Origin of the sequence: Longibacter sp. (assembly GCF_051155795.1) — a bacterium.
Lineage (GTDB): Bacteria > Bacteroidota > Rhodothermia > Rhodothermales > Salinibacteraceae > Longibacter.
The window spans coordinates 1-26,580 of record NZ_DAXETW010000093.1; the positions used below are offsets into that span (position 1 = coordinate 1).

Here is a 26,580-nt window from a genome sequence, read left to right on the forward strand (position 1 = left end):
TCTGGGTCGGATTTGAATCCGAGTGGGCGGGCGATCCCGAACGCACCAACGATTCAACGCACTAACGATTCAACGATCTAACGACTCAACGATCCAACGGCCCAACGCCCCAACGATCCAACGCCCCAACACCTGAACGATCCAACGCATCACCGATCCCTACGCCGGTTCGAAGAGTGCGACGACACGCCGCTCCAGGGTGTCCCGGATTTCGCGGCGGAGGTCTTCCGGGTCCTGCACGTCCATCGCGTGGACAAAGAGGGCTCCGTTGCCTTCTTCCACTTCCAGACTGAGCGTCCCCGGGGTCAGCGAAATCAGATTGGCGAGGAGCGTGACCGAGGCGTCCGACCGCGCGAGGAGTGGGACGCGGACCACGGCCGGGCGCATGGTCAGGCGCGGGCTCAGCACGTCGATGGCAACCCGGACGCTCGAGGCGATCAGCTCCCACACGTAGATCCCCGCAAACGCGAGCACCCGCCACAACCCGCCGTAGTAGGCCGAGCGGCCGAAAACGGGCCGCGCGATGAGCAATACCAGGTAGCCGAGGCCGAACCCGGCCATCACCGTCGTTGCCGAAAACGAACCGTTTACGGCAGCCCAGGCGACGGCGAGCACGACATTGAGAAAAAAGAGATTCATCGTAGTGTATGAACGGTCGACTATGAATTAACGTGATATCGATTATGCGTGTGGAGATGTGTCGGGAATCATCCACACGAAGGTATTACGGCAGCGACCGTTTCTCGGCCACGTCGGACCCAAGAACGGCTTCGACATACGCCTCCGGCAGGAGAAGCTCGTCGGCGGCGCGGACGGCAATCATAGCGAGCGGCTCGGCGTAGAGTCCGATGCCGAGCGTGATCACGGCGAGCACAACAACAGGGGTCACCATCCAGGCCAGAGACGGCCTCGGTAGGAGCCCTTCGTCCGGCGCGCGGTCGGGGTCCGCTTCGGACATCGTGTCGGACGAGACGAGCGGCTTCCAGAAGGCCTCGTTCCATATTTTCGTCATCGAGTAAAGCGTCAGGAGACCCACAACGAGGGCCACGGCGACCGCGACATACGCCTCAGTCTCCAGCCCCGCACGGATGATGACGAACTTCGCCCAGAAGCCGGACAGCGGCGGCAGGCCGGCTAGCGACAGAGCCGGAATCGCAAAGAGGATCGCCAGCCACGGCTTCGACCGGTAGAGGCCACCGAGGGACTTCAACTCGAACGTGTCGCCGAACCGATGGGCGAGACCGCTTACCAGGAAGAGGTTGGTCTTTACAATGATGTGGTGGATGATGTAGAACACGGCGCCCAGGAGCGCGAGCGGGGTGAAAAGGGCGAGGCCGAGCACCATGTAGCCGATCTGGCTCACGATGTGGAACGACAATACCTTTCGGAACTCAAACTGGGCGGCCGCGCCGAGCACGCCGGTGATCATCGTTAGCATGGCGATGCCCAGCAGCATCGTATGCGTGTACCCGATGTCCTGTGTGAAGAGCAACGTGAAGACACGAATCAGCGCGTACACCCCGACCTTGGTCAGCAACCCGGCGAAGATGGCGGAGACGGCGACCGGCGGCGTGTGATACGATGCCGGCAACCAGAAAAACAGCGGAAAGACGGCCGCCTTGATGCCGAAGGCAATCAGGAACAGCATCGCGATGGTCGTCACCAGTGCAGGCTCCCCGACGCCCGGAAGGCGGCTCGCCAGATCTGCCAGGTTCAGCGATCCGGTGAGGCCGTACAGCAGACCGATCGCCGCCAGAAAGCAGAGCGACGAGACCAGATTAATGATGACATACGTGCTCGCGCCACGGACCTGCTCCGTGTCGTTGCCGAGGACGAGCAGGACGAACGAGCTGATGAGCATCACCTCGAACCAGACGTAGAGGTTGAACAGATCGCCCGCGAGGAAGGCCCCGCTCACCCCCATCAGCAGCGCGTGGTAGAGCGGGTAGAAGCCAAACCGCTCCCGCTCGCCGCCGATCGATCCCACGGCATACACGCCCACGGCTGCGCCGGTCAGACCGACGACGACCAGCATCGCTGCGCTCAGGACGTCTGCGACGAGCGTAATGCCAAAGGGAGAAGACCACGATCCCACCTGCAGGTGCATGATCCCGCCGTTCCACACCGAAACGGCCACCACAACCGAGGCCACGGCAAGGCCTGCGGCGCCGAGAAGGTGAAGGATGCGTTGAAGACGAATGGCTCTCCAGGCGAGAAGGGTCGCCACCATCGTGGCGAGGGGAATCACGACCGGAAGGACGAGTAGATCACTCATGAACGTCAGAAACAGTGGGGTGAATGGGGCGACGGACGGACGCACGCACCAACAAGATCAGGAACCGTCGCGGGACGTCCCTGCGGCTACGGCATCGGCATCCAGTGTCCCCATCGTCTTGTAGGTGCGGTAGACCAGGACGAGGGCGAACGCAATCAGTCCAAATCCAATCACGATTGCGGTCAGGATGAGGGCCTGCGGCAGCGGATTGGCGGCAGCCGAGTCCATTACGGTTTCGGTGCCGGAGATGAGCGGCGGCTGACCGCGCGTCAGCCCGCCCGCGGTAAGGAGCAACAGGTTGACGGCGTTCGATAGTAAGATCAGTCCGAACAGCATCCGGAGGAGGCTGCGTCGAAGAAGCAGGTACACTCCGGAAGCCGTGAGTAGACCGATCAATAGTGCGGCTGCAATATCCATGAGAACAGGGGTCTGGCAACGGGCAGTGTGCGACGGGGTCGGCGCGACGTGAGGGCCCTTCGAAGGTCCGTGGAGCGATCGTCAGGAAGCCGGAAGCGTCTCCGAGGTCTCGGGCGCCGTAGGTGCGCGGCGAGCAGGCGGACGCGTGCGTTCGTCATGCGTCCCCGGTTCTCGGGTGCCATCGCCCTCGCCGTCCATCAGTGGTGAGGGGGCCGTCGAGATCCGCTCCAGGGCCAGCACCATGGTCATGACGACGCCGACGACCGTGAGGAAAACGCCCACGTCGAACAGCAGCGGCGTGCCGAGTTTCAGTACGCCCGTGCCAGTCTCGATTCCGGCCCAGAGTCCGGTCAGGTAGGTTTTTCCGGCCATGACGGCAAAGAGGCCGCTTGCCAGCGCGACGGCGAGCCCCGACCCAATGAGGACGCGGGGTGCCACGCGAAGCATTCGCTCCGTGCCGGCCTGACGATAGGCGATCGTGTACAGCACGAGAGCCGCCGCGGCAACGAGTCCGCCGATGAAGCCCCCTCCCGGCTCGTTGTGTCCACGCCACAGCATGAACAACGATGCCAGCAACAGCACGCTCATAAGGAGCCGGGTGCCGGTCTGCAAAACGACAGACGGGTGCGCAGGACGTGTCAGACCATCGAGAGGCGCGTTCATTTTCACCAGGACAAACACGCCGAGCGCGGCGACAGCGATCACGGCGATCTCACCCAGCGTATCCAGGGCGCGGAAGTCGACAAGAATAACATTCACGACGTTGCGACCGAAGCCCCCGGGGACCGCTGTTTCGCCGAAGAAGTCGGACAGATGACGGCTGACCGGCGTCTGACCTACCGACAGCAGGAGGACGGTCACGACGGCGCCGGCGCCGACGGCGATCCCGGCATCCCGGATCCGCTGGCCCAGCGATGTCCGGTTCACCTCGTCGGGGAGGTGCTGCATGACGAGCAGCACGATCACCACGATGAGGATCTCCACGAGAAACTGCGTCATCGCCAGATCCGGCGCGCTGAAGAGCACGAAGAGCAACGCCACACCGACGCCCACCACCCCGAGCGCCGTCACGGCCACGAGGCGCGAGCGCACGACCGTCACGGCGAGGGCAGACACCGCGACGATGCCGGTCACCACAAGCTCGATCGGCCTAAGATCGGGCGCGGGCCATGGCACGACCATGCCGACCTGCCACAGGTACGTGCCGCCAACCAGAGCGACGAGCGTCGTGATTGTCGCCGCGAGATAGGTGCGCAGACTTCCGCCCTGAAAAAAAGATGTCTGCCATTCCGCCAGACGTGGCAGCCCGTTCATGAGGCGATCATAAACGGCCTCGGGACCCGCACGGCGCAGGGCGTCGAGATGCTGCAGTCCCATACGAAGTGCGTCCATCTTCCAGGCGCCGACAGCACCTAGTAGGACCGTGATCACGCTCAACAGCAGCGCCGTGTTGAGCCCATACCACAGCGCCAGATCGATCGGCACGGGTTCGCCCGCGACGACGTTGACCGCCGGCGCAACGATACCGGCGAGAATACCCGGTACAATGCCAAGAACAAGTCCCGCTCCACCGATGACGACCGGACCGATCCACATGGCAAAGGGTGCTTCGTGCGCGCGCTCCGGGCTGCTGTAGCGCCCGAAGAAGGGTCGAACCACAAGAATCGCAGCTGCGATCACGGTCAAGGCGTTGGCCGCAACGGCCACGCTGGGCAGCACCCAGCCGATTCCTTCCACGCCGAGTTTCGCCTTATACGCCAGCTCTTTTCCGACAAAGCCGAAGAGCGGAGGTAGCCCGGCCATCGATAGCCCGGCAAGTAGCGCGGCGCCGAAGGAATACGGCATCTTTGTACGCAGCCCCCCAAGCGCGAGAACGTCTCGCGTACCCGTCTCGTGATCCACGGATCCCGCGACCAGAAACAGGACGCTCTTGTACAGCGAGTGCACGATCAAGAACACGATGGCTGCTTTCAACGCGGCGGGGTAGCTGAGCCCGATCAGGACGACGAGCGTCCCAAGCGCCGTGATCGTAGAGTACGCGAGTACCTTTTTCAGATCGGTGTGGCGCACGGCCGCGATGGCGCCGACGAGCATCGTGATTGCTCCGACAACGCTGAGCGACCAGGTCCACGCCGCGGTTCCGCCGAGCAGCGGGTCCAGGCGCGCCAGGAGATATACGCCCGCCTTAACCATCGTCGCTGAGTGCAGGAAGGCACTCACCGGCGTCGGCGCCGCCATTGCGTTCGGCAGCCAGAAGTGAAAGGGAAACTGCGCCGACTTCGTGAACGCGCCGATGGCAATCAGAATAAACGCCGGTAGATAGAGGGCATGCTCCGTGATCGGCGTCTCCGCCGCCAGGAGCCCCGTGATGGACGTCGTGCCGCCGGCGGAGGCCAGGAGGATGACGCCGGCGAGAAGGGCGAGCCCCCCTCCTCCGGTCACAAGCAGGGCCTGAAGCGCCGATTTCCTCGCGTAGGCCTTCTCGTGCTTGAAACCGATTAGAAGATACGAGGTGATGCTCGTCAGCTCCCAGAACACGAACATCGCGATCAGGTCGTCCGCCAGCACGACGCCGAGCATCGCCCCCATGAACGCGATGAGGCTGACGTAGAGGCGGCCGATATCCGGGTTGCCTTCCAGATAGGCGCCGGCGTAGGCGAGGATGGCCGTACCAAGTCCCGTGATGAGAAGCGCGAAGAGGAGGCTCAGCCCGTCGAGGACGAAGGCGAATTGGACGCCGAACTGCGGCACCCAGTCGACCGCCACACGCACGATCTCACCCTGCTGAATTGCAGGGATCCACGTTGCGAAGTAGACGAATAGCCCGGCCGGCACGAGGCTAAGCACCCATCCGGTGCGTCGCCCGGCGTGCCTCGCGACGAGTGGCGCCACTCCCGCAGCAAAAAATGTAATCAGGACGGCGAGAATCATAGAAGAAAAAAGTATAAGTCGTCAGCAAAGGGGGCGGCGGAATGCAATCGCCGACTCGTACTCCGGCGGCGGGTGGACTCAGGCGTCCGTCGGGACCGCATCGTTATTCCCGGGCGGATCGATGCGGGAGGCTCGTGCGGCGGACCGTGGCGGGTTTCCTTCATTCACGGCGGCACGGTGTGCGTCAGCCTGTTCTCCGGACCCGATCGCTTCAGCCAGCTCATCCAGATGCGTCTTGTCCCAGAGCTTGATGTCGCCCGCGTAATAGGCGGAGCGAGCGATGACGTGGGAAGCGATCGGCGCGGTCAGCAGCAGAAACACGATGGTTGCGACGGACTTCACGGCGACGCCGTCCCCGTGGACGGAGAAGGCCACGGCTGCCAGCAGGAGCCCGGCCCCCAGCGTACCGGCCTTCGTTGCCGCATGCATGCGCATGAGCAGGTCGGGCAATCGCACAAGGCCAATTGCGGCGACGAGAACGAACGCTCCGCCGATGAGAAGACATGCAGAAACGAGAATCGACATAGGGGATGCAGGAACGGATGGGTCGGAACGGACGGATACCGGCCAGTAGCAAACGTGCGAAGCGACCGGCGGTCGAAATGGACGCCGCGAGTCTATCTCTCGGAGGATGCCGTGGCGGCGCTTTCAGCCGGCAGCGACGCCGGCGTTGCCTCCGAGTCCGCCGGCTCATCCGAGCTGAGAAGCGACGGATTCCGTTCCACAAAGCGGGCGAAGGCCACCGTCCCCAGAAAGGCGACGAGCGCGAGCACGAGCGCTGCGTCCAGCATCACCGCTGATCCGGTCGCGATCGTGTAGACGGCAATTACGCCGACGGCGATGAACGAGAGCATATCGAGGGCGACGACGCGGTCTGAGAGACTCGGTCCGACCAGAAGCCGTCCCGTCACCAGGACGAGCGAGATTCCAAGAAGAACGTAAGCGATCGTAATCATGCGAAACGGGTGTAAACGACGGAAGGCGCGAGGTTAAGATTGAAGGCGTTCAACCTCGGTCTGGTGGTCTTCGTGAGCACGAGCGATGGCCCGTTCCCGGTCGACGACGCCCAGAACCGAATACGACCCGCCCGTGAGCACCGCGCGAGCAATGGGGCTGAGCGGCGCCGGGTCCGGGCCCGGAGCGCTGTGCACCGCCGCCACGACCAGGTCTACGCCACTGGTCAGCGCCAGCGTCGGAATGGCATACCACGGATCGGTGAGGCTCACCTTCACGTCCACCGCGTCCTCGGGCAATTCCGCCAGGCGGACTCGCTCCCAAAGCCAGGCACGCATCGCCGGCAAGACCGTGCGCTCCACGTCATCCTTCATCCACGTCGACACCCCCGACACGAACTCGCCCCCCGGCGTCCGACGCACCCGGCTTTTCAGCGCCAGGTCAACGGCGTGAAAGACCGTGATTCGCGTACCGAAACGGTCATTCAGTCGACGCGCCCACCCGAATTTTTCGTACCACAGCTCACCGGTGTCAACGGCGACGAGAACGTGCTCGATGGGCCCCTCCGGCAGATCTCGCAGAACCAGAACGGGGACCGGTGTTTTCTCGAGAATCGCCTCCAGGTCGGGGTCGAGCGGTGATTTCGAGTCTCCGCTCGTTCGATCATCATCGACGACAATGAGATCGGCCCGTGCCGACCATGCCGCCTCGACGATGTCCTCGTGTTCGTCGACCGGGATGAGTTTCATCGACTCCCGGGCGTGCGCCACGCGATCCTCGATCCACCGTCGGGGTGCGCCCTCTCGGGCGCCTGGCCCAACGGCGACAGCGACTCGGCCGAGCTCAATCGGCGCTCGGCGCCAAAACGTCGATGGTACAAGCAGCACGGAGCACGGCGCCTCGTGGATCAGGCGCGCCGCACGACTCCCTTTCCAGATCCGGTTCATCCCCGCACGAGCCGAGGTGGTCACAACGAGCCACTGCTTTGAGGCAATGCGCGCCCACTCGATCAGAGCATCCACCGGGTCGGATCCGTCGACGCGGGCCCGCGACAGCGCGACGTGCGCGGGCAGGGCATGCTCAGCGCGCAACTGGATCGGATCGGTCGGATCAGCCCCATCCAGCGTCGCGGACGGCACCGGGTCGACAAGCGTCACCTCCGGCGCCGGGCCCAGCCGGGGCGACCAGTCGGCCAGTAGATCGATCAGGCCGCGGTCGGACACTGCCCCGTCGAGCACGACCCCGTAGCGATTGACTCCTCTCGTGATCGGCGAACGGACGACCAGGCACGGCACCTCGGCCGATCGAACGATTCGCTCCGCCGTCGTCGCCTGCACGCGGGATACGACGGGCGCAGAGCGGGTCGGCCCCAACACGACGAGATCCGCGTGGACGTCCGCCGCGTGCACGAGAATGCCGTGAAACGGGCGGTCGAACCGCACTTCAACGGTGGTCGGGGGATCATTCGGCAGCACGCGTCGAATCTGAGCGTCCAGGGCGTCCCGCGGCTGCTCGTCGTCGCGGTCCCACTCCGAAGCGACATACACGACGTGGAGCTCCGCGCCAGATTGGCGAGCGAGACATGCGGCAGACTGAAGGACGGAATCGCAGTGTACGGTGAGGTCCGTACCCACGAGGATAGACTCAAGCTGGATCATAGCAGCAAAGGCGAAGGACTCCGGAGGCATCGAGAGAAACCGATGGAATGACGCGACGACGTGTCGTTGGCACGAACCGGTCGTTGGCACGAACCGGTCGGGAGACGCAGGACCAGACAACACCGGCGCGGTCGAACGGCACTCTCTGTTGATGATTCTGCTTCACGCAACCGGGGATCCGCGGGCGGAGGCAGATGACCCTCGAGAGACCAGACAACACGCAGACGGCTCGTCGTCACCGAAACGATCGGACGGAGCACCGCCACACCACCTCTACAGAACCCAACCCGTACTGCAACATCGACTGCTGTATGCGCAACCGACGACGCGGGACGCGTAAGGAACAGATAGCGTGATGCCGGAGGAAACCGGACGACCTACAGGTCTTCCAGCGTAGTCCGTTCATTCCACCGAAAAGGGGAGACAGCGAAGGACACCGATCCGACGGGATCGGGTCGTTACGCACGAGAAATGCGTTCAAGGAGAACTTCGCTCACAAACAGGATCCACGCGAGGATGGAGCACGTCGCGTCGATGGCACTCGATCGTGAGAGGACATGGTACATCATGAGGTCGCAATGCCGTGCAGCATTGTATGAGGAAGCATGACCCTGTTTGCTTTTCTGCGCATGTATACTTCAGAAGATTCTTCCCAGTTTCCGAAAATCGAACCGCAGAGCCGAAGAACTGAAACGAGCCCGTAACACAGGCAGTGGTCATCCGCGCGTTGATGGTACCCGTGCTGCCGTCAGGTGGCGCGGTCGAGCAAATTCGGCACGACAATGGCACGTAATGCGGTGGCCGACGGGAATCGGACCTTCCCCCGAGCGACCTTCTGCGGTTTCGGAGGATTTGCGCTTGATGCATGCGCTCCCTCATTTTGCACTCGTTCGTTCTCCCCCCACCCGTTCAATGATCCTCATGCGTCTTATCGTTTGCGGTTTTGCCATCGCCTGCCTCGCCCTGACGGGGTGCGGCGGATCCGGAGCGACGGCAGAGAAAGACGAGGATTCTACCGAAGAGAAACAAGAATATACCGGACCACGCGGCTGGGATCGGTCAACCACCCGGGCGCCGGGGGAGTCGGTGCAGACCCCGTTCGAGGATCCAGCCCGAGCTGGATCAGGCGGACCTGCGCGGCAATCCTACGAGCGGCCGTACGCGCGGGAAGACCTGAAAGTTAGCGACCCGCTGGTCGTGCCGAGGTCCGGTCCGCCTCCGTTTGAGGATCCCGGCGTTCCTCCTGTATCGGGCACCCCGATGCTATCACAGGATGAGCAGTCCGTCCGGCTGCCGGCCGGAACGTTTATCATGGGACTCACGGATGCTGATCCGTTCGATATCCAGACGGCCGGACGCAAACGCGTCTCACTGTCGCAGTTCTACATCGATCGCTTCGAGGTGACGAACGCCGACTACCGGGCGTATCTCGACTCCATCTCCACGGACCGGCGCGCGGACGCCCGGCCGGACTCATCGGCGTGGCAAAATGCCGATATCCAGGTTGCATGGTCGCAATATTTCTACAGCGACGCGTACGCGCAGCATCCGGTCGTTGCCGTCACGTGGGAGCAAGCTCGAGAATACTGCGCATGGGCCGACAAGCGCCTCCCGACCGAAGCAGAATGGGAGTATGCGGCGCGGGCGGGCATCGTCGGCGGCATCTACCCGTGGGACGGATTCTCAATTCAGCGCTCGGACGGCGAGTTCTTGGCCAACTACGACCCCGGACGTCGCGGAAAAGATCGGGACGGTTACGCATTCACCGCGCCCGCAGGCTCCTACCCGCCCAATGACTGGGGCCTGCATGATGTCGCCGGAAATGTCGCGGAATGGGTTGAAGATGCCTACACCCCGCGCTACGACGACATCTCGGACTTCAACCCGCTGTTCCGCGATCCGGATGAAACGCGCCACATTGTCCGGGGAGGCTCCTGGAAATCGAACGCCTTCCGCCTCGGCGTCGGCTTCCGCGACTTTCAGGATGAAACGGAGGCATCCCTCCGCGTGGGCTTCCGCTGCGCAAACGATCGAGCCGCAAACCGCTCGACGACGCCGTCCAGACCTACGGGGAACCGACGGTAGAAACCGAACGACCCGGTAACGGCTTGCCGTCCAGCGGCTTGTCAGGTAAACCGTCGCTTCCGGTCGCATTGTTACCTGGACCCGGGCCGACGAGAAGGGCACGGACATCCCTCAATTTTTCCGGCTCGAATGTGCGGACTGGGGTCGACCCTTCGTGACGGATCGACGCACCAAATCACAATTCGATTCGTACAGCATTGCCGCGTGTCAGCGTACAACTTGTCACCGCACAACGGATATGCGCCGGGTCACCGTTGCTCCGTTTCCGGTTGCGCGCAGGAAATAGATGCCGCTCGGAAGCGACGCACCGTCAATCGTTAACCCCACGGTTTGACCGCTCTGGACGGGGCCGTGATGCAATGTCTGGATACGGCGTCCCAGCACGTCATAGAGATCTACGGTCATCTCTGCCGCGTCGCGAACCGCGACGAAAATTCTCGCCGTTCCGGTGACGGGATGCGGGCTTGGCGCGTCGATCACGATGGGTTCGTCCTGCCGCACGCGCACGTCGATGGTCCGCGTCACGGTCTCCGTCCCATCCGCGTCGACCTGTCGCAGCCGAAACGTCGTCACGCCAATGTCGAGCGGGTCGCTACGGAAGGAATAGCGCTTCGGCTTATTCGTCGTGCCTGCTCCCGGCACGAACCCGACGGCACGAAAGCCTTCGTCTTTGACGCGCTGCTCGACGTGAAAGCCCTGATTGGCCTGCTCCGTCGCCGTCGTCCATTCGAGCACGGCCGACCGGTTGTCAAGCTTCGCCGTGAACGTCGCCATTTCCACCGGTATGGGGGAGGTGCTGATGACCAGGACGAAGCGCGCGGCATCGGCATTTGCTTTTGCCGTCGCTGGAGCGTCGGCGGACGTCCGCATTGAGGGCTCGATTCGGCGCAGGGGCGTTGCGGACGGGGACGTCAACCCCGCTGAACCACGCGCCCAGCCTGTGGATGTGACACGTACGGTAGCCGGGCCGGCCTCGACCGCCTGAGATCGCGTCGCCTGCGCCTCTCCGCCGGCTGTCAACTCGTACTGCGATTCGCTCCGCAAATCGACCACAGCGTCCGTCGCCCGATCGATCAGCGATATCTCGTACTCCGCCGGAATCTGCACCTCCGGCCATGTGAGACGATACGTGGCCACGGACGGCGAACCCGCGGTGACGACGTCGAACGGCACGTCGCGGCGCTCCTGCGGCCAGTCGTGCGACGCAACCGCCCTGAGCGCCCCCTTCTCCCCGGCCGGCCCATCGAATGCTATGGTCGCGTAGCTGGCCGTGATGGGGGTCAGCTTGCGCGCGTCATACACGTCCAGAGCCTCGCCCGCCTCGTCCCGCAGGATAAGCGTCGCAGCTTCGTCAACCGTCACGACCTCTCCCCTGTCATCATACCCGGTGAGGGTGAGATGGACAAAGCCGGGATCGGAGCCGGGGACGGCCTTATAAAACGGCGCCCCACGTACCGACTGACTTCTCGCCGGAACGGTCAGCTGGGTCGACGTCCCCGTCGTATTCACCCGTTGCACCCAGGCGCCGGCCATGGCCGCAAGCGCATCTGCCCCCGTGTCCTGCGTCAGGGTTCGGTAGGTGGCGGCCGATGGATCCCACACCTGCAGCGTCGTGGAAAAAGACCGGGCGGCGAGATTGATGTCGTCGATGGTTATCGGATTCGGAAACGGATTGCCAATCACGTGCCACTGCTCATCCGTGGGGATGCCGCTCAGGGTGAAATCCCCGGCGGGAAGGGTGCTGGGCTTCGTCGTCCGAAACGTGGTCGGCAGATTCGTGCCGTTCGGATTCCAGAGAAAACCCCAGCCCGGCTCGAGCGCATCGGCAGCGTCCGTCGCCGGTCGCCAGTATTCCTGTTCGGTCGCACCGCCCGGACCGTCGTAGCGGACGAACACGTTCGGGTCAGACGAGGGGTCGTTCTGGTTGATTCCCTGGACGTGGGCTCCGTTGTCGACAAGCCACTGGACGGTCAAGCCGGGGACGGGGGCCGCCATCAGCCGCCAACCCTCGACATCGGCTGCCGTCTGGACCACGTCCATACGCTGGTCCGTGCCGCGGATGCCGGGCGAACCAAGGTCGGTGCCGCTCGCAAGATCGAAGCCTGGCTGACGTGCGGTCGCTTCCACCCAGAGCGTCCCATCGTTGGTGTCGTCCTCCGACGTTCCCGTAAAGACCATCGCCGCGCCATTCGGGTCGGGCCAGACGGCTCCCCCGTCGTAGGCGATGCGCTCAACCACCGTGCCGTCCGGGTCCACGAGCTCAAGTTCGTCTGCGCCGTTCGCGACGGCCATTTCCGCTCCGAAGGCGTAGCTGCATCCGTCGGCAGCCGACAGCGTCTTGCAGAGAAGCCTGTACCCGCCCGCCGGGACGACGAGGCGCTCACCGATCACATGACGGTCCGACCCGTCATCTCGGACCGTCCAGCCCTCCAGGTCGATGTCCGTGCCGGTCGTATTGTATAGCTCGACATACTCCCCGTCCGCATCGCTCAGATCGGACGGGTTCTGCATTACCTCGGTAACGATTATATCTCCGTCTGAGCCCGACGACACCGTGCTCTCGCCGGTGATCCGAATCTCGTCGACGGCAAAGTCCTCGTCGCCGGCGTCCACCGAAGCCGTGAAGCGAAGGTCGAGCGTCGTTCCGGTGCTTCCCACGGGTTTTGTAAACGAAACCATCGTTCCGTCGCTGCTGCTGATCGAGGTGCCGTCCCCGGTACCGTCGAAGTCCGTATCTTCCAGAAAGGACGTATTGTAGGCGGACCCGTCGTTTTCGAACGCGAGGACCGGCTGCCACGGGCCGCCGTCCATTCGAATCTCAAAACGGAGGTAGTCGGTCTCGTCGATGTCGCCTCCGTTCTCGAGGTCCTCAGCGATGAGGAGATGGAGCTCCAGATTCCTCATCCCGGAGACATCGATTCCGGTCCACGTCAGGGTGCCCGGGAATGCGGTGCCGAGAACCTGCCCGTCGTCCAGGTCCTGCCCCGCGAAAAAGGCGCCGTTTGCGCCCGTGTACGCTTTGTTGATATTGGCTCCGTCTGTGCGGGTGAAGTAGTTCGAGTCGCCATCCCGCGCGTCGGACTGGCCGTCGCCGAAGATATACTGCGTGGCATCATTAAACGGCTCCATGAACAGCGCCATGGCGTCCCCGTCGGAGGAGGTCGTCACCGTCCCGGTGAGAGGCGCCGTTGCACGGTACACCGGGGCACCGGTACACGGACCGTCGATCCGTGACATCAATCGCACGCTGTAGATGAACGCCGAGTACGTCGTGCTGGACGACAGTCCGGTCGCGGTGAACGTCGTGGCCGGACCGGACTGCACGACGGATCCGTCGCCAAGCGGGTCTCCCTCGCCGTATGAGGTACCGCTCACGGGAGGCGGCGTCATGCTCGCCTCCGGGGAGAGCACGATCAGATACTCATCGGCCGTGGCTGCCGCACCGAATTCGCCGGTCAGCGAAGCCGCGGTGGCCGACAGATTCAGGCCGTCCGGCTGCGCGTCGGGGACAGGGCACGGGGCCTCGCCAGGCGGGTGGCCGAATGCGTCGAGGTCGCCACCCACGCCGTCGTCGAGCGGCCCCGCGGCCATGCGTCCGAACCGAAGCGACGGATTCATCCAGCCGTCCGCATCTGGGGTGGTGATACCGGGACGAAGAGCGATGTTTTGCCCCTCCGTGCTCACGCTGCCCCCGGTCCACGCCGCGCCGGGATCCGTACCAAGCATCCCCAGAACGTCGGATTGCTGACCGCCGAGCAGGATTTCAAGGGCGTCGTTTCCGTTGAACTGAAGCGATGCCGATTCGAACACGATGCCGAGGCTGCTCCAGATGGCATTCGCACCGTCATCAGCGATGACGAGCACCTCACCAGCAGCTAGCGTTCCCGTTGCGAGAGCAAACTCGGTCGCCGGCGTGTCTCCGCCGTTCGCGTATCGGTTGACCGTCAACGGCGTCGAGGCGAAGTCGATGACCGTCGAGCCGCTATTCCAGAGTTCGATCCCCTTTACGTTCCCGTCCTCCGCGTACTGGCTAATAAGCAGGCCGGGAGGCGTCCCGTCGTCGTCCGCGATCGTGATGTCGGTCGTCCCCGGTGCCCCGACGAGAGCCCCCGTCGCGTTTTCTAGGGCGAAGCGACCGGTTTCTTCCGGCTCCGGAGCCGTGTCGTCCGTGATCGGGACCGTAACCGTCTTTGTGGTACCGTCGCCGGCGGAGGCGCTGAAGCTCACCGTCTGCGTGCTGAAGCCGCCGAAATCGGCTGCGTCCGCCGTGCTACTCCCCTCCCGGAGCGCAACGTCCACGTCGACCCCCGTCCCATCCGGGTTCTTGAGTTCTACCGTGAGGGTGATGGAGCTGGCGGACTCGGCGGCGATCGTGGAGCCTGCGAGGAACTGGACCGTCGGGCCCGATGACGCCTCGAAGATGCGGCGGACGAGCGTGGTGTCGGCGATGAAGGGGTTCGCCGTACCCTGCTTCGTCTCGATCCACAGGTTTCGGTCCGATTCCTTCACGTCGACCTGATCGGCGTTATGCCAGTCGATTAGCGCATCGCGCTGGGCCTCGAAGAAGGAAGCGTCCGAAATCGAGCTGTTGTGGACGACGAAGTAGTAGAACATCGCGCGGGCAGCATTCCCCTTGTGATCCTCGCGCGGCTCGAAGCGACCGGAGTAGCTGGCATTGCCCGGGAACGCGCCATCGGACTCGCTCCACGCATCGATATTCGACGTCGGCGTGTTCGACTGGCTTTGCGCGCCGACATACCACCCATCGGTTTCCGCGTCGGAGATGTCCGCGAACGGATTGTTCGCGCGCGCTGAATTGATCGACTGCTTGGCCGGATACAGGATGTGCATGTCCGACTTCTGCGGCTCGTCCCCGGCGCCCTTCGACTGCGGCCACGTATGTTCAGCGGAGATCCCGCTCCCGCCCTGGTACGCGTAGCTGGACGGGTCTTCCCCCAGTGGGATGTCGACGGAGTAGCCGCCGTAGACGCAGACGAGCGTGCCGCGCTCCGTGTCCAGGTAGCGGTACAGTTCGTCCCGGGCGACGTCGTACCCGAGCGTCTGCACGGGGGTGTAGTCTGCCCGGATCGCGTCGATGAGCTCTTGCCCCGTCAGACCGGGATAAATGGACTCCTGAGGAACCTGCGCCGTAGACGGCAGAACCGAGGCAAGAAACAAAAAGACGAGGGACAGAACGGGCACAACGAGCGATGTCCGGCGCCGGGAACGTGTACCGGGGCCAGAACCGCAGTGAGAGAGAGACAACATGGGGGGCGCTGTCGATGGCGGGGGGCGGATCGTGTTCGAAGGGTGGCGACGGCCGATCCTTCAACAACGACAGCAGCAAGGTACACGCCGCGACGTTTGTCAACGTGATAACGACTTCAATTTCCCTCGATCCACAACATAATTTTCTCTGTGATCCCTCTGACGGGTCCTTGTCAGATCGGGCAGCGGATCACGTTTAGAGGGCGCGAGGGGCAATGAGCGCCGCGAGAAAGCACAGGACGGCGAAGAAGACGACCCCGCCGGCGATTACATCGTCGTATGGAAGAAGACCCGCGGCGCCGAGAAGCTGCCACCAGTCGTGCGTCTCGACGTCACCGGTGATGAGTGGAAGCGCCCGCTCCTGTGCATCCCCGATGTAAGTCGCCACGTTCATAGCATTCTGACCCAGCCATGCACAACTGACCTGCACGCCCGGGCGGTACTCGGACCGAAGAAAGGTCCAGACGAAGAGGGACGGAAGGATCAACTGGTAGATCGAGCCTCCCAGAAGGTAGAGCGTCCACCCGAACGGTCGGAAAAAGAAGTGCCCGGCCTCGTGGACGATCAGCGAGGCCGTATCCAAGACGGTGTACCACCCCGCGGCATATGCGACGACGACGTACGCGATAAGCGGGACGAGCGCGAGACTGAGTCCCCAGTGACGGAGCGTTTCCCTAACGGTCATCCCCGCTGTCTGTCGCATCGCGTTACGTCAGTAGGTCTTCCCAGGTGGGCGACGGATCGCCGACCGCCGCGTTTTTATCTGCGAGTTCAAAGCCCGCGGCCCCGAAGTCGCTGCGCAGCACACGATACATCGCGCGGCTTTCCTTCACGGTGAGTTCCGTCCCGCGACGGAGCTTCGACTGGATGGTCCGCGGGTTCAGTCCCGCCTCGCGGCAGAGATACGACACGTTGATGAGCTTCGACAGGAGCTGCAGCGCGTGAATGTCCAGCATGTCGAATGGGGGCGTCAGTAAGAAAGATTTGATCTACAAACGGACTCGGCCGTCCATGTCCATCATCTATTTGTCAATCATCATGCGTACCTCGCACTCATGTGAACGAAGAATGATTCATTGTTTGCCAAAAAACTGATGCGGACGCCTCATGCTTACAGGAAGACGGTTTTTTCGGCGCCTCACGCAGAGGTATGTGTGGGACGACGGCGTGCGCCGATTTCCCACAGGTCAAGTAGAGCGAACATTGTAGACGCCGCGGCGTGAAACGTGACAGATGTCGATTTTGGATCGCCAATTCGCCGACATGTACTCCAGAGTGGGTCGTCCCCTCCCATCATGCCTATCTCCACGACGTCTCTGCCCGGCCGACCGGATCTCGGCTGGTCCATCGGCCTTCAGGACCCCGGGACGCTGGATCAATGGCTCGACGCCATCGATCGCGGGTTCGAGACCGCAACGCTCGACGCGCTGAAACACCGCATGGAGCTGTCGACCGCGGATCTTGCCCGCTGGCTCGGCACGTCGCCACGCACCCTTAAACGCCGCGAGGACAGCGGGCGGCTTACGGCGGAAGAGTCCGATCGCCTGTTCCGGCTGGCCCGGTTGTTCGAGCGCACGGTGGAGGTGCTGGAATCGGAAGCCGATGCCCGGCACTGGCTGCAGTCCGAGCAGCACGCCATCGGCGGCCGCGTCCCCCTTGAAATTGCCCGGTATGAACCCGGCGCGAGAGAAGTGGAGCGGCTCCTCGGCCGGCTCGAACACGGGATTCCCGTGTAATCGGCCGGAGATGCGCGTCTCCTTCATGACCAGCCGTGGACTGCTACGGCCCCTACCCTCTTATGGCGTTCAGCACGCTCTGGCGGCTCACGAAACGCAGTTATGCCGACTCGGCCTTCAGCGGCGAGGGGGCGCGTCTCTACGGTGGTCGCTTCAACCCGCCCGGCCACCGCGCCGTGTATACGGCGGAAACCCTCGCCCTTGCGGCCCTGGAGACGCTCACCACGCTCCCCGCGTACCGCCATCTGGAGCAGTACGTGTTTTTCCGACTCGAACTGCCAGAAGACGCCGGCGAAGACCTCATCCGCCGGCTCGACCCGGCGAATCTCCCCTCCGGGTGGGACGCCCGTCCCCCGGGAACCATATCGCAACGGATCGGGCGCGACTGGCTCAACGACGAGGACTCGCTCGCACTCATCGTTCCCTCTGTGGTTGTGCCCTACAGCTGGAACGTCGTGCTCAACCCGGCCCACCCGGCCATGGACGAGATCCGGATTCACGAGCACGAACGCTTTCCAGTCGATGAACGGATCGGCTGAACGGCGGATGCGATCCATCCGGTTCGCATCACGCCGCCCCTCCGTAGCCGAATCTATCTACAGCCACGGGCAATAGTGCGCCTCGACAAACCATTCCTCGTTCCAATCGATCTGACCGCCCACCAATGATGAGATCTGCGATTCGTGCTGTCGTTTGCCTGACTGGATCCCTGCTTTTCTTCGCCGCCTGCTCACCGGCTCCGGAGGTCTCCTTCGGCGAGCCGGAGGTCATCGCCAGCGGCTACGAGTTCACCGAGGGCCCGCACTGGCTCGACGACGGACGCCTCCTCTTCAGTGACATCCCCGCCAACCGGGTGTACCAGTGGGACGCCTCCTCCTCCGAAACCTCCGTGTTTGTCGACTCCTCGGGCAGGTCCAACGGGATTGCGGAGATGCCAGACGGTACGCTCATCCTCGCCCAGCATGCCGGACGGGTTTCGCGTCTCATGGACTCCGGCGACATGGTTGCCGTCGTCACGGAGTACCAGGGAAAGCGCCTCAACAGTCCGAACGACGTGGCGATCCGGTCTGACTCGCTGATTTACTTCACCGATCCGCCGTTCGGGGTCTCGGATGCGGAACGCGAACTCGATGTCGCCGGCGTCTATCGCGTGGGGGGCGATGGTGAAGCAATCCAGCTCTACGATGCCTTCCGCCTTCCCAACGGCATCGCTTTCTCGCCCGACGAGTCCTATCTCTACGTAAACGACACGGAAACGGGCGACATCATGCGGTTTGAGGTGACGGAGGAGGGCGACCTCGAGAACGGAATCCGCTTCGCCAGCGTCGGCGCCAGCGATGATACCGGAGCAGCGGATGGAATGGTCACCGACGATGCGGGACGCCTCTACACCACGGGACCCGGCGGGATTACCGTATTGAACAACGAAGGCGATGAGGTCGGGCGGCTATCGCTGGACCAGCGGGCAACCAACCTCGCCTGGGGCGGAGAAAATGGCACTACGCTTTTCATCACCAGCCCGTCGGAGGTCCTGCGCGTCGAGGTCACCACCGGCAACAATGACGAGTCCTGATCACCGCCAATCCCCCATCCGATATCCCCAATTTTAAATTCTCAATTCCCAATTCCCAATCCCAGATCACCCTCCCTCCGTCTGCCGCACGATAATGCCGAACCGGGCCGGCTCTACATCCAGGCCTTTCGCCCGCTTCAGGCAGTGACGTCGCATGAACTTGCGCCAGGCCTGCTCGACGCATGCACGTCGTGATCCACTCGAGACCCGGACGTGCGCGATGACCTTGCTGCCGTCCGTGTAGAACTGGCAGATGTCGACGACGACCGTATCAATGCTGACGTTCGTCGAGCCCTTCGACTTGACCTGCGTGGTTTCGTGGCCCCGGTTGAGCGCCGCAAAGGGGTCGCCGTCGCGGTCGCGGTCGGACGTCAGGATCCACGTGGCCCTGGACCGCCCTTCCTCGTCTTCCACTTCTTCCTCGAGCGTAGGTCGACCGTCAATGACCTGCGTGTCCAGGCCGTTCGACTTCGCATACTCAAAAAATGTCTTACTCATGCGGTCTATTGATTTCTGTAAATCAGCTGCCACTCCGAGCTCGCGTTATACTGCTACTATATAATACCGTACACGACTATATGCGACATGTTTTTTCCGCATTCTCGACCTAACATCGTTCTCCCTTTTGTTTCGGGCATTCCGGCGTTAGACGTTGGTCGGGCGCCGGTAGGGTCGCACAGCATGTCACCGGTTGGGAGGAATGGCGCACCCGGCCATTTAAAAGATACGGGAATCCGGCGCATTCTCTATCATCTGTATGCGGAGGACATCCGGGAAGAGTGGTGGCGATAGACGTATCCGGTCAAATCGATGACGCCCGACGGGAAATGCCGACGGCTCCGGTATAAGAAACGTCGTTTTCTCTCCTTTCCCGAAAGGTACTGGCGCCGCGCCGAACAAGAGGGACGTCAACCTGCCCTGAGTGCCGCATAGACCACGCGAGAGCATTCCTTCGAAGCCGCCCCGCCGGTCTTCAAGATTTACGAAGAGCCACATGTGCGGGCACCGGGTCCATGTCCGGACGCGGAAATGTTGCTTGCATCCAGCGGATGCCCGGATGCGGCTGCCTGGCGTCCAGTTTTCAGTTTCACTTTTTGTTAAGAACGATGCCGACCGTCCAGCGGCGGACTCCCCGCTTGAAAGTTATTTATATTGAGTCTAGATTGGTTTTGCGTCCGTGATTAGGCGGTATGACACGGGCGTATCAGTGCCGGGCGCGCCAAACCGTGCCCTTGTCCGCGACCGTGTCGGGCCGTTATCGATCTCGTGCCGCTGGTGTGCGACGATCTCGAACCGTGTCCATTGATCTGAATCGAAGTACGCATGCCTCTCCCCTCCCTCCGAAAGTCGCTCCTTCTGGTCGCGACCCTGCTCGTTTTCGCAACGCCCCTCTACGCGCAGACCGGGACCATCGCCGGCCGCGTCGTGGAGGCGAATTCGGGAGAGCCGCTTCCGGGTGCCAACGTTCAAATCGAGGGCACCGACCGCGGCGTCGCGACGGATGCGTTCGGTCGGTTCGTGATGAAACGCATACCGACCGGCTCCGCCACCGTCAACGTGTCCTTCGTCGGGTACGTATCGCAAGATCAGACGGTCACGGTCGAAGCCGGGGAGCGTACCACCGTTTCGTTTTCGCTGACGCGACGCGCGACCGAACTTGCTGAGGTTGTCGTGCGCAGCGAGAAGTTCGTCCGGAATCTCCAGGACACGCAGACCAGCGTCGGTGTCGTCACGGAGGCCGAGGCAGAGGCCCTTCCCGTGCGCGACTGGGAAGACGCAGTCCTTCTGGTCGGGAACGTATCGACCAGCGGCGCCGGCACGTTTACGATTCGCGGGGTAACCAACGTGGGCGTCGGCGGCGGTGGCACACCCACCGCGACGCTATACATCGACGGCGTGCCCCAGGGCCCCTTCACGACCTCTCGGACGATCCGCGGCATGTGGGATGTTGAAGCCGTCGAAGTTTTCCGCGGCCCGCAGTCGACCACCTCCGGACGCAACGCGCTCGCGGGCGCCATCTACGTTCGCTCCGCACCGCCGGCTTTTGACTGGGGCGCGGCCGCCCGCCTCCGAGGCGGAAGCCAAGATGCACGGGAAGGTGCTATGATGGTGACCGGTCCCATCATTGAAGACCAGCTCGCCTTCCGTGTATCCGGCGAATGGGGGACCCAGGATACCGGCATCGACTACGTAAACATCGATTCCAACCAGGACGGCTTCGGCCGCACGAACACCATTGCCCAGCGCAACGTGCGGGCACGCCTCCTCGCAACACCGTCCGCCCTGCCCGGCTTTTCAGCGCTGCTTACATACACCTACGGGTTCGACCGGCCCAACTCGTTCGTCGGCGTCACCGACACGGCCGACCGGACAAACCGGGGAGCCATCGCGTCTTTCACCGAGACGACGCTGCACAACACGTCGCTCGAGATGAGCTACGACATCACCTCCGTGCTGAAGCTCACCTCCGTGACCGGTGTGGTCGCCAGCGACTACCGCATCGACCAGCTCGCCTACCAGGCAGAGAACCCGGAGGAGCCGATCGGTATTGCCCAACGCTCCAACACCGACGGCCTGAACGTCACGCAGGAGGTTCGCCTGAACGTGGAGACCGACCGCACTCGCGCGGTGATCGGGGGATACTACGGTTCGTTCGGGTTTGAGCGAGACCGGTTCGATCAGGGCAACGTTTATCCCATCGTTCAGCCGCAAATCGAGCAGCTGCTCGGCACGACGCCTCCGGTCTTCGAGGTCAATTTCTCGCGTAACGTTCTGAACGAGGATGAGAATGAAAACATCGCCGCGTTTGGAGAAATCAATCACGAGGTGATCACCGACAGACTCACGCTGACGGCCGGCTTCCGCTATGATCGCGAGACGTTCGGCGGCAAAACCGTCGTCGACAATCCGGCGGTCAATATCGAAGGAAGTCCCTTCCCGGACGCGATCAACCAGCAGATCCGTAACTCGCTGCTTCAGACCGTTGATACGGAGCCGCAGAGCCTGGACGCAGACTACGAAGCGTTTCTTCCGAAGGTAGGCGCCACGGTCGACGTGACCGATGACCTTTCCATCGGCGCGACGGTCCAACGAGGCTACCGGGCCGGTGGGTCGGAGGCCCTTCCGGTCGGCGGGACGAACGTGTACGACCCTGAGTTCACCTGGAACTACGAGGTCGCCCTGCGCGGTCGCTGGCTCAACGGCCGCCTCCTCGCCAACGCCAACGTGTTCTACACGGACTGGCGCGATCAGCAAGTCAGCGTCCCGATCGAGGGCACGACCGGCCTCGTCCGTACGGAGAATGCCGGCGAATCGACGCTGTACGGCGGCGAACTGGAGCTCCGCGCCATCCCCGCAACCGGACTCACCCTCTACACCTCGCTCGGCTACACCGACACGGAGTTCGACGACTTTGCCTCCCCTACCCCCGGCAACCCGGATCGCAACCTCGCCGGCTTCGAGTTTCCCGGTGCGCCGGGAGAGACCGTTTCAGGAGGCGCCATCTACGAGCGCAACACGGGCCCCTTCGGCGCGCTGAACGTGAGCTACGTCGGCGAGAACTACTCCGCCGTCGGCACGATCAACGGCCCGGACGGCCCGGAGAACGACCCGCGCCTTCGTGCCGGTGACTACACGATTGTGGACGCCCAACTCGGATATGCGTTCGACGTGCAGGGTACGCGCCTCCGTGTCACCGGCTTCGGGAGAAATCTGTTCGATGAAACGGCCCCCGAACTGTCTCAGCTGGACGCGCAGGACCGGGTTGTGACGATCCTTCGCCCACAGCGGGTGATCGGGCTCAGCCTCAAGGCACAGATTTAAACGGACGCCGACGCGTGGCACCCTTCGACGCTTATCCCCTCCACCTCCCCACCGCCGACGATGGACGCTATCGCGATGATTCTCGGGGCCGTAGCGTACGGTGCGTTCTACGCCGCTGCGCCGGGCCGACAGTCGAGAGCAGTGGAGCCGTCCGGCCTGTACGTGTGGATCGGGATCGGCATGACGCTCTCGGCGCTGTCGCTATCCATCGTGTCGACGGGGACCGCCGTCGGGCCCGTCCTGGTGTTGACGGCGATGATGGTCGCGGGCTCCGCTCTCGCCATCTTTGGACCGTTCGTCCTCCCGAAACGCGACTCCCGACACCGTCGCTCGGCGGCTGAGTCGTCTGCGAACCGCCCCCCGTCTCGGCCCACCGCACGTCCTGCGAACCTGCAAACCCATTCCGACTTATGAAGCACGACTGGACATCCGGTGAGGCGTGGGGCAAAGGAACGGCAGCCGTTCTCGGCGGCTTCGTGGCGTTCATCCTGTTTGGCCTCGCCCTCGGTACCACCTTCCCCGCTCTCGGCGTGCCGGTCGGGGTCGCAGTGGCGACTAGCGTCGTGCTCTCCGTGCCGGTATGGTGCGGTCTGATCGTATGGGCCGTGCTTGCACCCACCGGGCGCGGCGCGTGGCTCCGCGTTGGCGGCACGGTGATCCTCTTCGCGCTTGTTACTGCCCTCGGTTATTTCCTCTAGCCTTACGCGTCATGGACACGAACGCCCGCCCGGACGCCCCGCCCGCTCAGGGCGCAGGCGACGCGACCGGTTCCCCGTCTCCGACCGCCGGCTCGAAGAAGAAGCTCGTGGGGCCGCGTGCCTTCAAGCTCTTCTGGGACGCACACTCCGTGACAGGCATCGTCATCGGGCTTGCCCTGTTCGTGATTTTCTTTGCCGGGGCGTTTGCCCTTTACCGCGGCGAACTCCACGCCTGGGCCGACCCGGGCCTTCGCGCAAGCGAGACGACGCTTTCGGCCGATGCCATCACTCAACCGCTCTTCGTCGACGCACCGCCGGCGCAAGGGAGCGACGTTCAGGTGACGTATCCGCTTCGGGACCGAACCTACTTTTTCGTCCGCTACGACACCCCATCGGGCGACAGCACACGGGCCGTGCAGGCGTACGTCAATGCCTCCACGGGAGAAGCCTTCACGCCGACGGTCGAGAACCACGTTGGCCGGAGTGCTCTCTCGGAGATCCTCTACGACCTGCACTTCTTCGGCCAGGCGGGCATCTGGGGGGAAATCGTGTCCGGCCTCGTGGCCGTCTTCTTCCTGTTTGCTGTCGTAAGCGGCATCATCATCCATCTACGGAAGCTACCGAAAGACTGGCACACCTTCCGTCCCCGATCGACGTTGCGAACGAAGCTGGCGGATGCCCACAACGTACTCGGACTCGTCGGCCTGCCGTTCGCCGCGATGTACGCTATTACCGGCGCTTTCCTGTCGCTGCTCGTCATCCTGCTCGCACCAACCGTGTTCGTGGTGTTCGACGGCGACCGGGGCGCCGTCAACGATGAGCTGGCCGGGTTCGAGATGCCGCCGCACGAGGTGACCGGGGAGGCCGTTCCCATGCTCCCCCTCTCCACGTACGCGGACGGGGTGCCGGACACCTGGCACGAGCACGGAATCGAGACGGCTACGATCATCGTCCACGGATGGGCGGACGACGCCGGAGTCGTGCTCGTCTACGGTGAAACCGACAATGCGCTGACGGCGGCTCCACGCGCGGCGCTGGACGCTGCGACCGGCGATGTCCTCGCAGCCAGCAATGTACCGACCGCCTCCGCCCTCGGCGGCGCGGCGGCAGCCATGACCAACCTTCACTACGCCCGCCTCGGGACGCCCGTCGCTAAGATCCTCTTTTTCTTCCTGGCCCTGACGACGAGCGCGGTTATCCTGACCGGCAACATCCTCTGGATTCTGGTCCGACGACCGAACGACCCTCGTGCAACGCCGCTACTCCACCGGGTGTTAGCACGGCTGACCGTCGGCATCGGGTGTGGACTCGTCGCCGCCGTGCCGCTTCTCTTTCTAACCACATCGATCCTCCCGCTCGACCTCCCCGACCTCCAGTTCTGGGAGCACATGGCAATGTTTGGGGGCTGGCTCGTTCTGACCCTCGCGGCCTTTTCCGGCTCGTCGGCGGTCGGCGCGGCCCGGTGGCAGCTCGCCCTCGCCGGCGTCCTGAGTCTGCTGGTTCCTATAGCGAGCGGATTCAACGGCGCTACCCCCTGGGTGTCCTTGGCCAACAGCTGGTGGGGCATCCTGACGATCGACGTCGGATTTCTTCTGATGGGGCTGGCGCTCCTCTGGACGGCCGCACGGCTGGATCCCCCGGCGCTGAAGGAAGATGCCGCAGGTGAACGGAACAGCACGCCGGAGCAGGATCGCGCAGGACCTTCCCTGGCGGTTGAAGGAGGGCGGGCGTAAGGAATCTACAGCTTACCGGCCTGGCGGAGCAGCGTCAACCGTCGGAATAGCTAAAAAGAAGGGGGAGATGTCCCTCCGATCGCACGTTGAGATCCCGCAGCGACAGCATTCGTGGTTGAGCCGCGACGCTCAGGGTCTGAACACACCGTTGGATGATTTGGTCGCGCGACCGGCAGCTCGCGTTCGAGCTCAACCGGAATGTGGAAACCGCCGAAGCGAGAACCACGATCGGCATCATGCGCCCCGTGTTACGGAATGGAACGCACACGACGGAGTCTGCGGGCGCCATCCTACGAAAAAAAATACAGACACCCCGGTTCAACAACGCCGACGCGGGGTGCCTGTATCTTCCGTTACAATAGATCCGAGAGCGAATCGCCTGCTGCTTACGGAAATCCTGATCCCGCTCAGACGTCGTTTACGATTCGCTGACGAGAATTGGTTTCTTCAGAGGACATTGTGGCGATGTGGTAATCCTTAAGAGCCAACGATCAAACATTCTGCCCTCCAACATGGCCCGAGATCGGAATATGTGGAGAACCGAGGTTGGCTCACCCATTCGATGTTTCATGTGCAGGAGATGGGTCTTCGGCTACTTCCGGAGCCTCGTTGCCGACAACAACGAAGTAGAGTGCAAGCAATAGCAGCGTAACCTGAAACTCCATTCCACCCATCGGGTGGGTTTCGGACGGGGCAAAGCTCCACTGCCCCCAGTGCACCATGGCAATGGCGCCTGCCATCACAGGTGCGATCAGGAGCCCGCCGATGCGTGTCAGCAGGTCGTTCCCGAAACCGCCGAACAGAATGAGCGCGCCACCTCCTGTCTCCATCACAGCGGCCAGGATCGCCATCGGCATGCCACCCATCATCTCGGCCGTGCCGGCCAGGTCCATGAACTTGCCGATGCCGTGGAAGAAAAATACGCTTACGAGAGCCGCACGAAGCAGCCAGTGTGCATGAGGAACGAACGCGTGAAGCTGTCTCATCAGTCTTTGGTACATTGCGAAAATGACGTAGCAGGGAATGGGCCGTGATAAAATGAGAGCGCCCATCTTGCTCGTCTGGGTTTATTGAGCATGCGAGACGTTACACAGGAACAGGACGACGGGAACGATCCGGCGCGAGTTTTTGGACGACCGGATGACGCCGAATCCTATTGCCTGGACAGGAGCATGCGCTCATCCCGCTCATTACGGATGGTCCTGCGGTTGTCTTCTGCCAGGAGATTCAGCGGGTGGTGTCGGAGTTGCCGCAACGGTTTCACAACCCCATCAGCCGAATCCATCCGGCCACCATTTCACTACTCGAGCTCGCACAAAGAAACAACTCGCGGCGCGTGAAGGACCAAGTTGTACAATCAACAGAACCCAAACGAGGTCTGGAGTCTGAATGACGTCGACGATAGACGGTTGAATCGTCGCACGGTCCGC

The 26,580-nt window shown here is 63.1% G+C and carries 19 protein-coding genes and 2 pseudogenes; 8 read left to right on the forward strand and 13 right to left on the reverse strand.

What is annotated here, in order from left to right; all coding sequences use genetic code 11:
• Positions 1-159: 159 nt before the first annotated feature.
• From ACFCU0_RS10170 to ACFCU0_RS10205, 8 genes and pseudogenes are all read right to left on the reverse strand, one after another.
• Positions 160-639, reverse strand: coding sequence for a Na+/H+ antiporter subunit E (locus tag ACFCU0_RS10170; RefSeq protein WP_434973558.1), 480 nt, complete (start codon positions 637-639; stop codon positions 160-162).
• An 85-nt stretch (positions 640-724) separates the two neighbouring features.
• Positions 725-2,275 carry a Na+/H+ antiporter subunit D gene (locus ACFCU0_RS10175; RefSeq protein WP_434973559.1) on the reverse strand — a complete coding sequence of 517 codons (1,551 nt, stop codon included), beginning with the start codon at positions 2,273-2,275 and terminating at the stop codon, positions 725-727.
• A gap of 57 nt (positions 2,276-2,332) precedes the next feature.
• A complete protein-coding gene (locus tag ACFCU0_RS10180) occupies positions 2,333-2,692 on the reverse strand; it encodes an NADH-quinone oxidoreductase subunit K (protein ID WP_434973560.1) in 360 nt (119 codons plus the stop codon).
• 81 nt (positions 2,693-2,773) lie between these two features.
• Positions 2,774-3,355 (reverse strand): Na+/H+ antiporter subunit B, encoded by a 582-nt coding sequence (locus ACFCU0_RS10185; RefSeq protein WP_434973576.1) that lies wholly within the window; start codon positions 3,353-3,355, stop codon positions 2,774-2,776.
• A pseudogene (locus tag ACFCU0_RS10190) lies at positions 3,347-5,623 on the reverse strand (putative monovalent cation/H+ antiporter subunit A); the annotation flags it as partial. The pseudogene ACFCU0_RS10190 and the gene ACFCU0_RS10185, both read right to left, overlap by 9 nt.
• Before the next feature lie 78 nt (positions 5,624-5,701).
• Complete coding sequence (gene mnhG / locus ACFCU0_RS10195) at positions 5,702-6,148, reverse strand: monovalent cation/H(+) antiporter subunit G (protein WP_434973561.1); 447 nt, start codon at positions 6,146-6,148, stop codon at positions 5,702-5,704.
• A 191-nt stretch (positions 6,149-6,339) separates the two neighbouring features.
• Positions 6,340-6,579 (reverse strand): annotated as a pseudogene (locus tag ACFCU0_RS10200) (monovalent cation/H+ antiporter complex subunit F); the annotation flags it as partial.
• A 33-nt stretch (positions 6,580-6,612) separates the two neighbouring features.
• Positions 6,613-8,235 (reverse strand): universal stress protein, encoded by a 1,623-nt coding sequence (locus tag ACFCU0_RS10205; RefSeq protein ID WP_434973562.1) that lies wholly within the window; start codon positions 8,233-8,235, stop codon positions 6,613-6,615.
• Between the two features lie 921 nt (positions 8,236-9,156).
• Here ACFCU0_RS10205 and ACFCU0_RS10210 point away from each other — a divergent pair.
• Positions 9,157-10,320: a formylglycine-generating enzyme family protein gene (locus ACFCU0_RS10210; protein WP_434973563.1), complete on the forward strand. Its 1,164-nt coding sequence runs from the start codon at positions 9,157-9,159 to the stop codon at positions 10,318-10,320.
• A 222-nt stretch (positions 10,321-10,542) separates the two neighbouring features.
• Here ACFCU0_RS10210 and ACFCU0_RS10215 read toward each other — a convergent pair whose 3' ends face one another.
• The 3 genes from ACFCU0_RS10215 to ACFCU0_RS10225 form a co-directional block, all read right to left on the reverse strand.
• Positions 10,543-15,522 carry a lamin tail domain-containing protein gene (locus ACFCU0_RS10215; RefSeq protein WP_434973564.1) on the reverse strand — a complete coding sequence of 1,660 codons (4,980 nt, stop codon included), beginning with the start codon at positions 15,520-15,522 and terminating at the stop codon, positions 10,543-10,545.
• A gap of 262 nt (positions 15,523-15,784) precedes the next feature.
• A complete protein-coding gene (locus ACFCU0_RS10220) occupies positions 15,785-16,291 on the reverse strand; it encodes a hypothetical protein (RefSeq protein WP_434973565.1) in 507 nt (168 codons plus the stop codon).
• Between the two features lie 4 nt (positions 16,292-16,295).
• Positions 16,296-16,544 carry a hypothetical protein gene (locus tag ACFCU0_RS10225; protein ID WP_434973566.1) on the reverse strand — a complete coding sequence of 83 codons (249 nt, stop codon included), beginning with the start codon at positions 16,542-16,544 and terminating at the stop codon, positions 16,296-16,298.
• Between the two features lie 339 nt (positions 16,545-16,883).
• Here ACFCU0_RS10225 and parS point away from each other — a divergent pair, with 339 nt between their 5' ends.
• The 3 genes from parS (at position 16,884) to ACFCU0_RS10240 (ending at position 18,897) form a co-directional block, all read left to right on the forward strand.
• Entirely contained in the window at positions 16,884-17,324 is a 441-nt protein-coding gene (gene parS, locus ACFCU0_RS10230) for a type II RES/Xre toxin-antitoxin system antitoxin (protein ID WP_434973567.1), read from the forward strand.
• Positions 17,325-17,386: 62 nt separating this feature from the next.
• Positions 17,387-17,863: an RES family NAD+ phosphorylase gene (locus ACFCU0_RS10235; RefSeq protein WP_434973568.1), complete on the forward strand. Its 477-nt coding sequence runs from the start codon at positions 17,387-17,389 to the stop codon at positions 17,861-17,863.
• Positions 17,864-17,988: 125 nt separating this feature from the next.
• Positions 17,989-18,897: an SMP-30/gluconolactonase/LRE family protein gene (locus ACFCU0_RS10240; RefSeq protein ID WP_434973569.1), complete on the forward strand. Its 909-nt coding sequence runs from the start codon at positions 17,989-17,991 to the stop codon at positions 18,895-18,897.
• 66 nt (positions 18,898-18,963) lie between these two features.
• On the opposite strand, the gene ACFCU0_RS10245 is transcribed toward ACFCU0_RS10240, so the two are convergent.
• Positions 18,964-19,395, reverse strand: a complete 432-nt coding sequence (locus tag ACFCU0_RS10245) for a hypothetical protein (protein WP_434973570.1) — start codon at positions 19,393-19,395, stop codon at positions 18,964-18,966.
• A gap of 825 nt (positions 19,396-20,220) precedes the next feature.
• Here ACFCU0_RS10245 and ACFCU0_RS10250 point away from each other — a divergent pair.
• The 4 genes from ACFCU0_RS10250 to ACFCU0_RS10265 are packed head-to-tail and all read left to right on the forward strand — an operon-like array spanning position 20,221 to position 25,150.
• Positions 20,221-22,719 carry a TonB-dependent receptor gene (locus ACFCU0_RS10250; protein WP_434973571.1) on the forward strand — a complete coding sequence of 833 codons (2,499 nt, stop codon included), beginning with the start codon at positions 20,221-20,223 and terminating at the stop codon, positions 22,717-22,719.
• Positions 22,720-22,779: 60 nt separating this feature from the next.
• Positions 22,780-23,133 (forward strand): hypothetical protein, encoded by a 354-nt coding sequence (locus ACFCU0_RS10255; protein ID WP_434973572.1) that lies wholly within the window; start codon positions 22,780-22,782, stop codon positions 23,131-23,133.
• Entirely contained in the window at positions 23,130-23,417 is a 288-nt protein-coding gene (locus ACFCU0_RS10260) for a hypothetical protein (protein WP_434973573.1), read from the forward strand. Before ACFCU0_RS10255 ends, ACFCU0_RS10260 begins: the two co-directional genes overlap by 4 nt.
• A gap of 11 nt (positions 23,418-23,428) precedes the next feature.
• Positions 23,429-25,150: a PepSY-associated TM helix domain-containing protein gene (locus ACFCU0_RS10265; RefSeq protein ID WP_434973574.1), complete on the forward strand. Its 1,722-nt coding sequence runs from the start codon at positions 23,429-23,431 to the stop codon at positions 25,148-25,150.
• 551 nt (positions 25,151-25,701) lie between these two features.
• Here ACFCU0_RS10265 and ACFCU0_RS10270 read toward each other — a convergent pair.
• Positions 25,702-26,136, reverse strand: coding sequence for a DoxX family protein (locus tag ACFCU0_RS10270; protein ID WP_434973575.1), 435 nt, complete (start codon positions 26,134-26,136; stop codon positions 25,702-25,704).
• Positions 26,137-26,580: the final 444 nt, after the last annotated feature.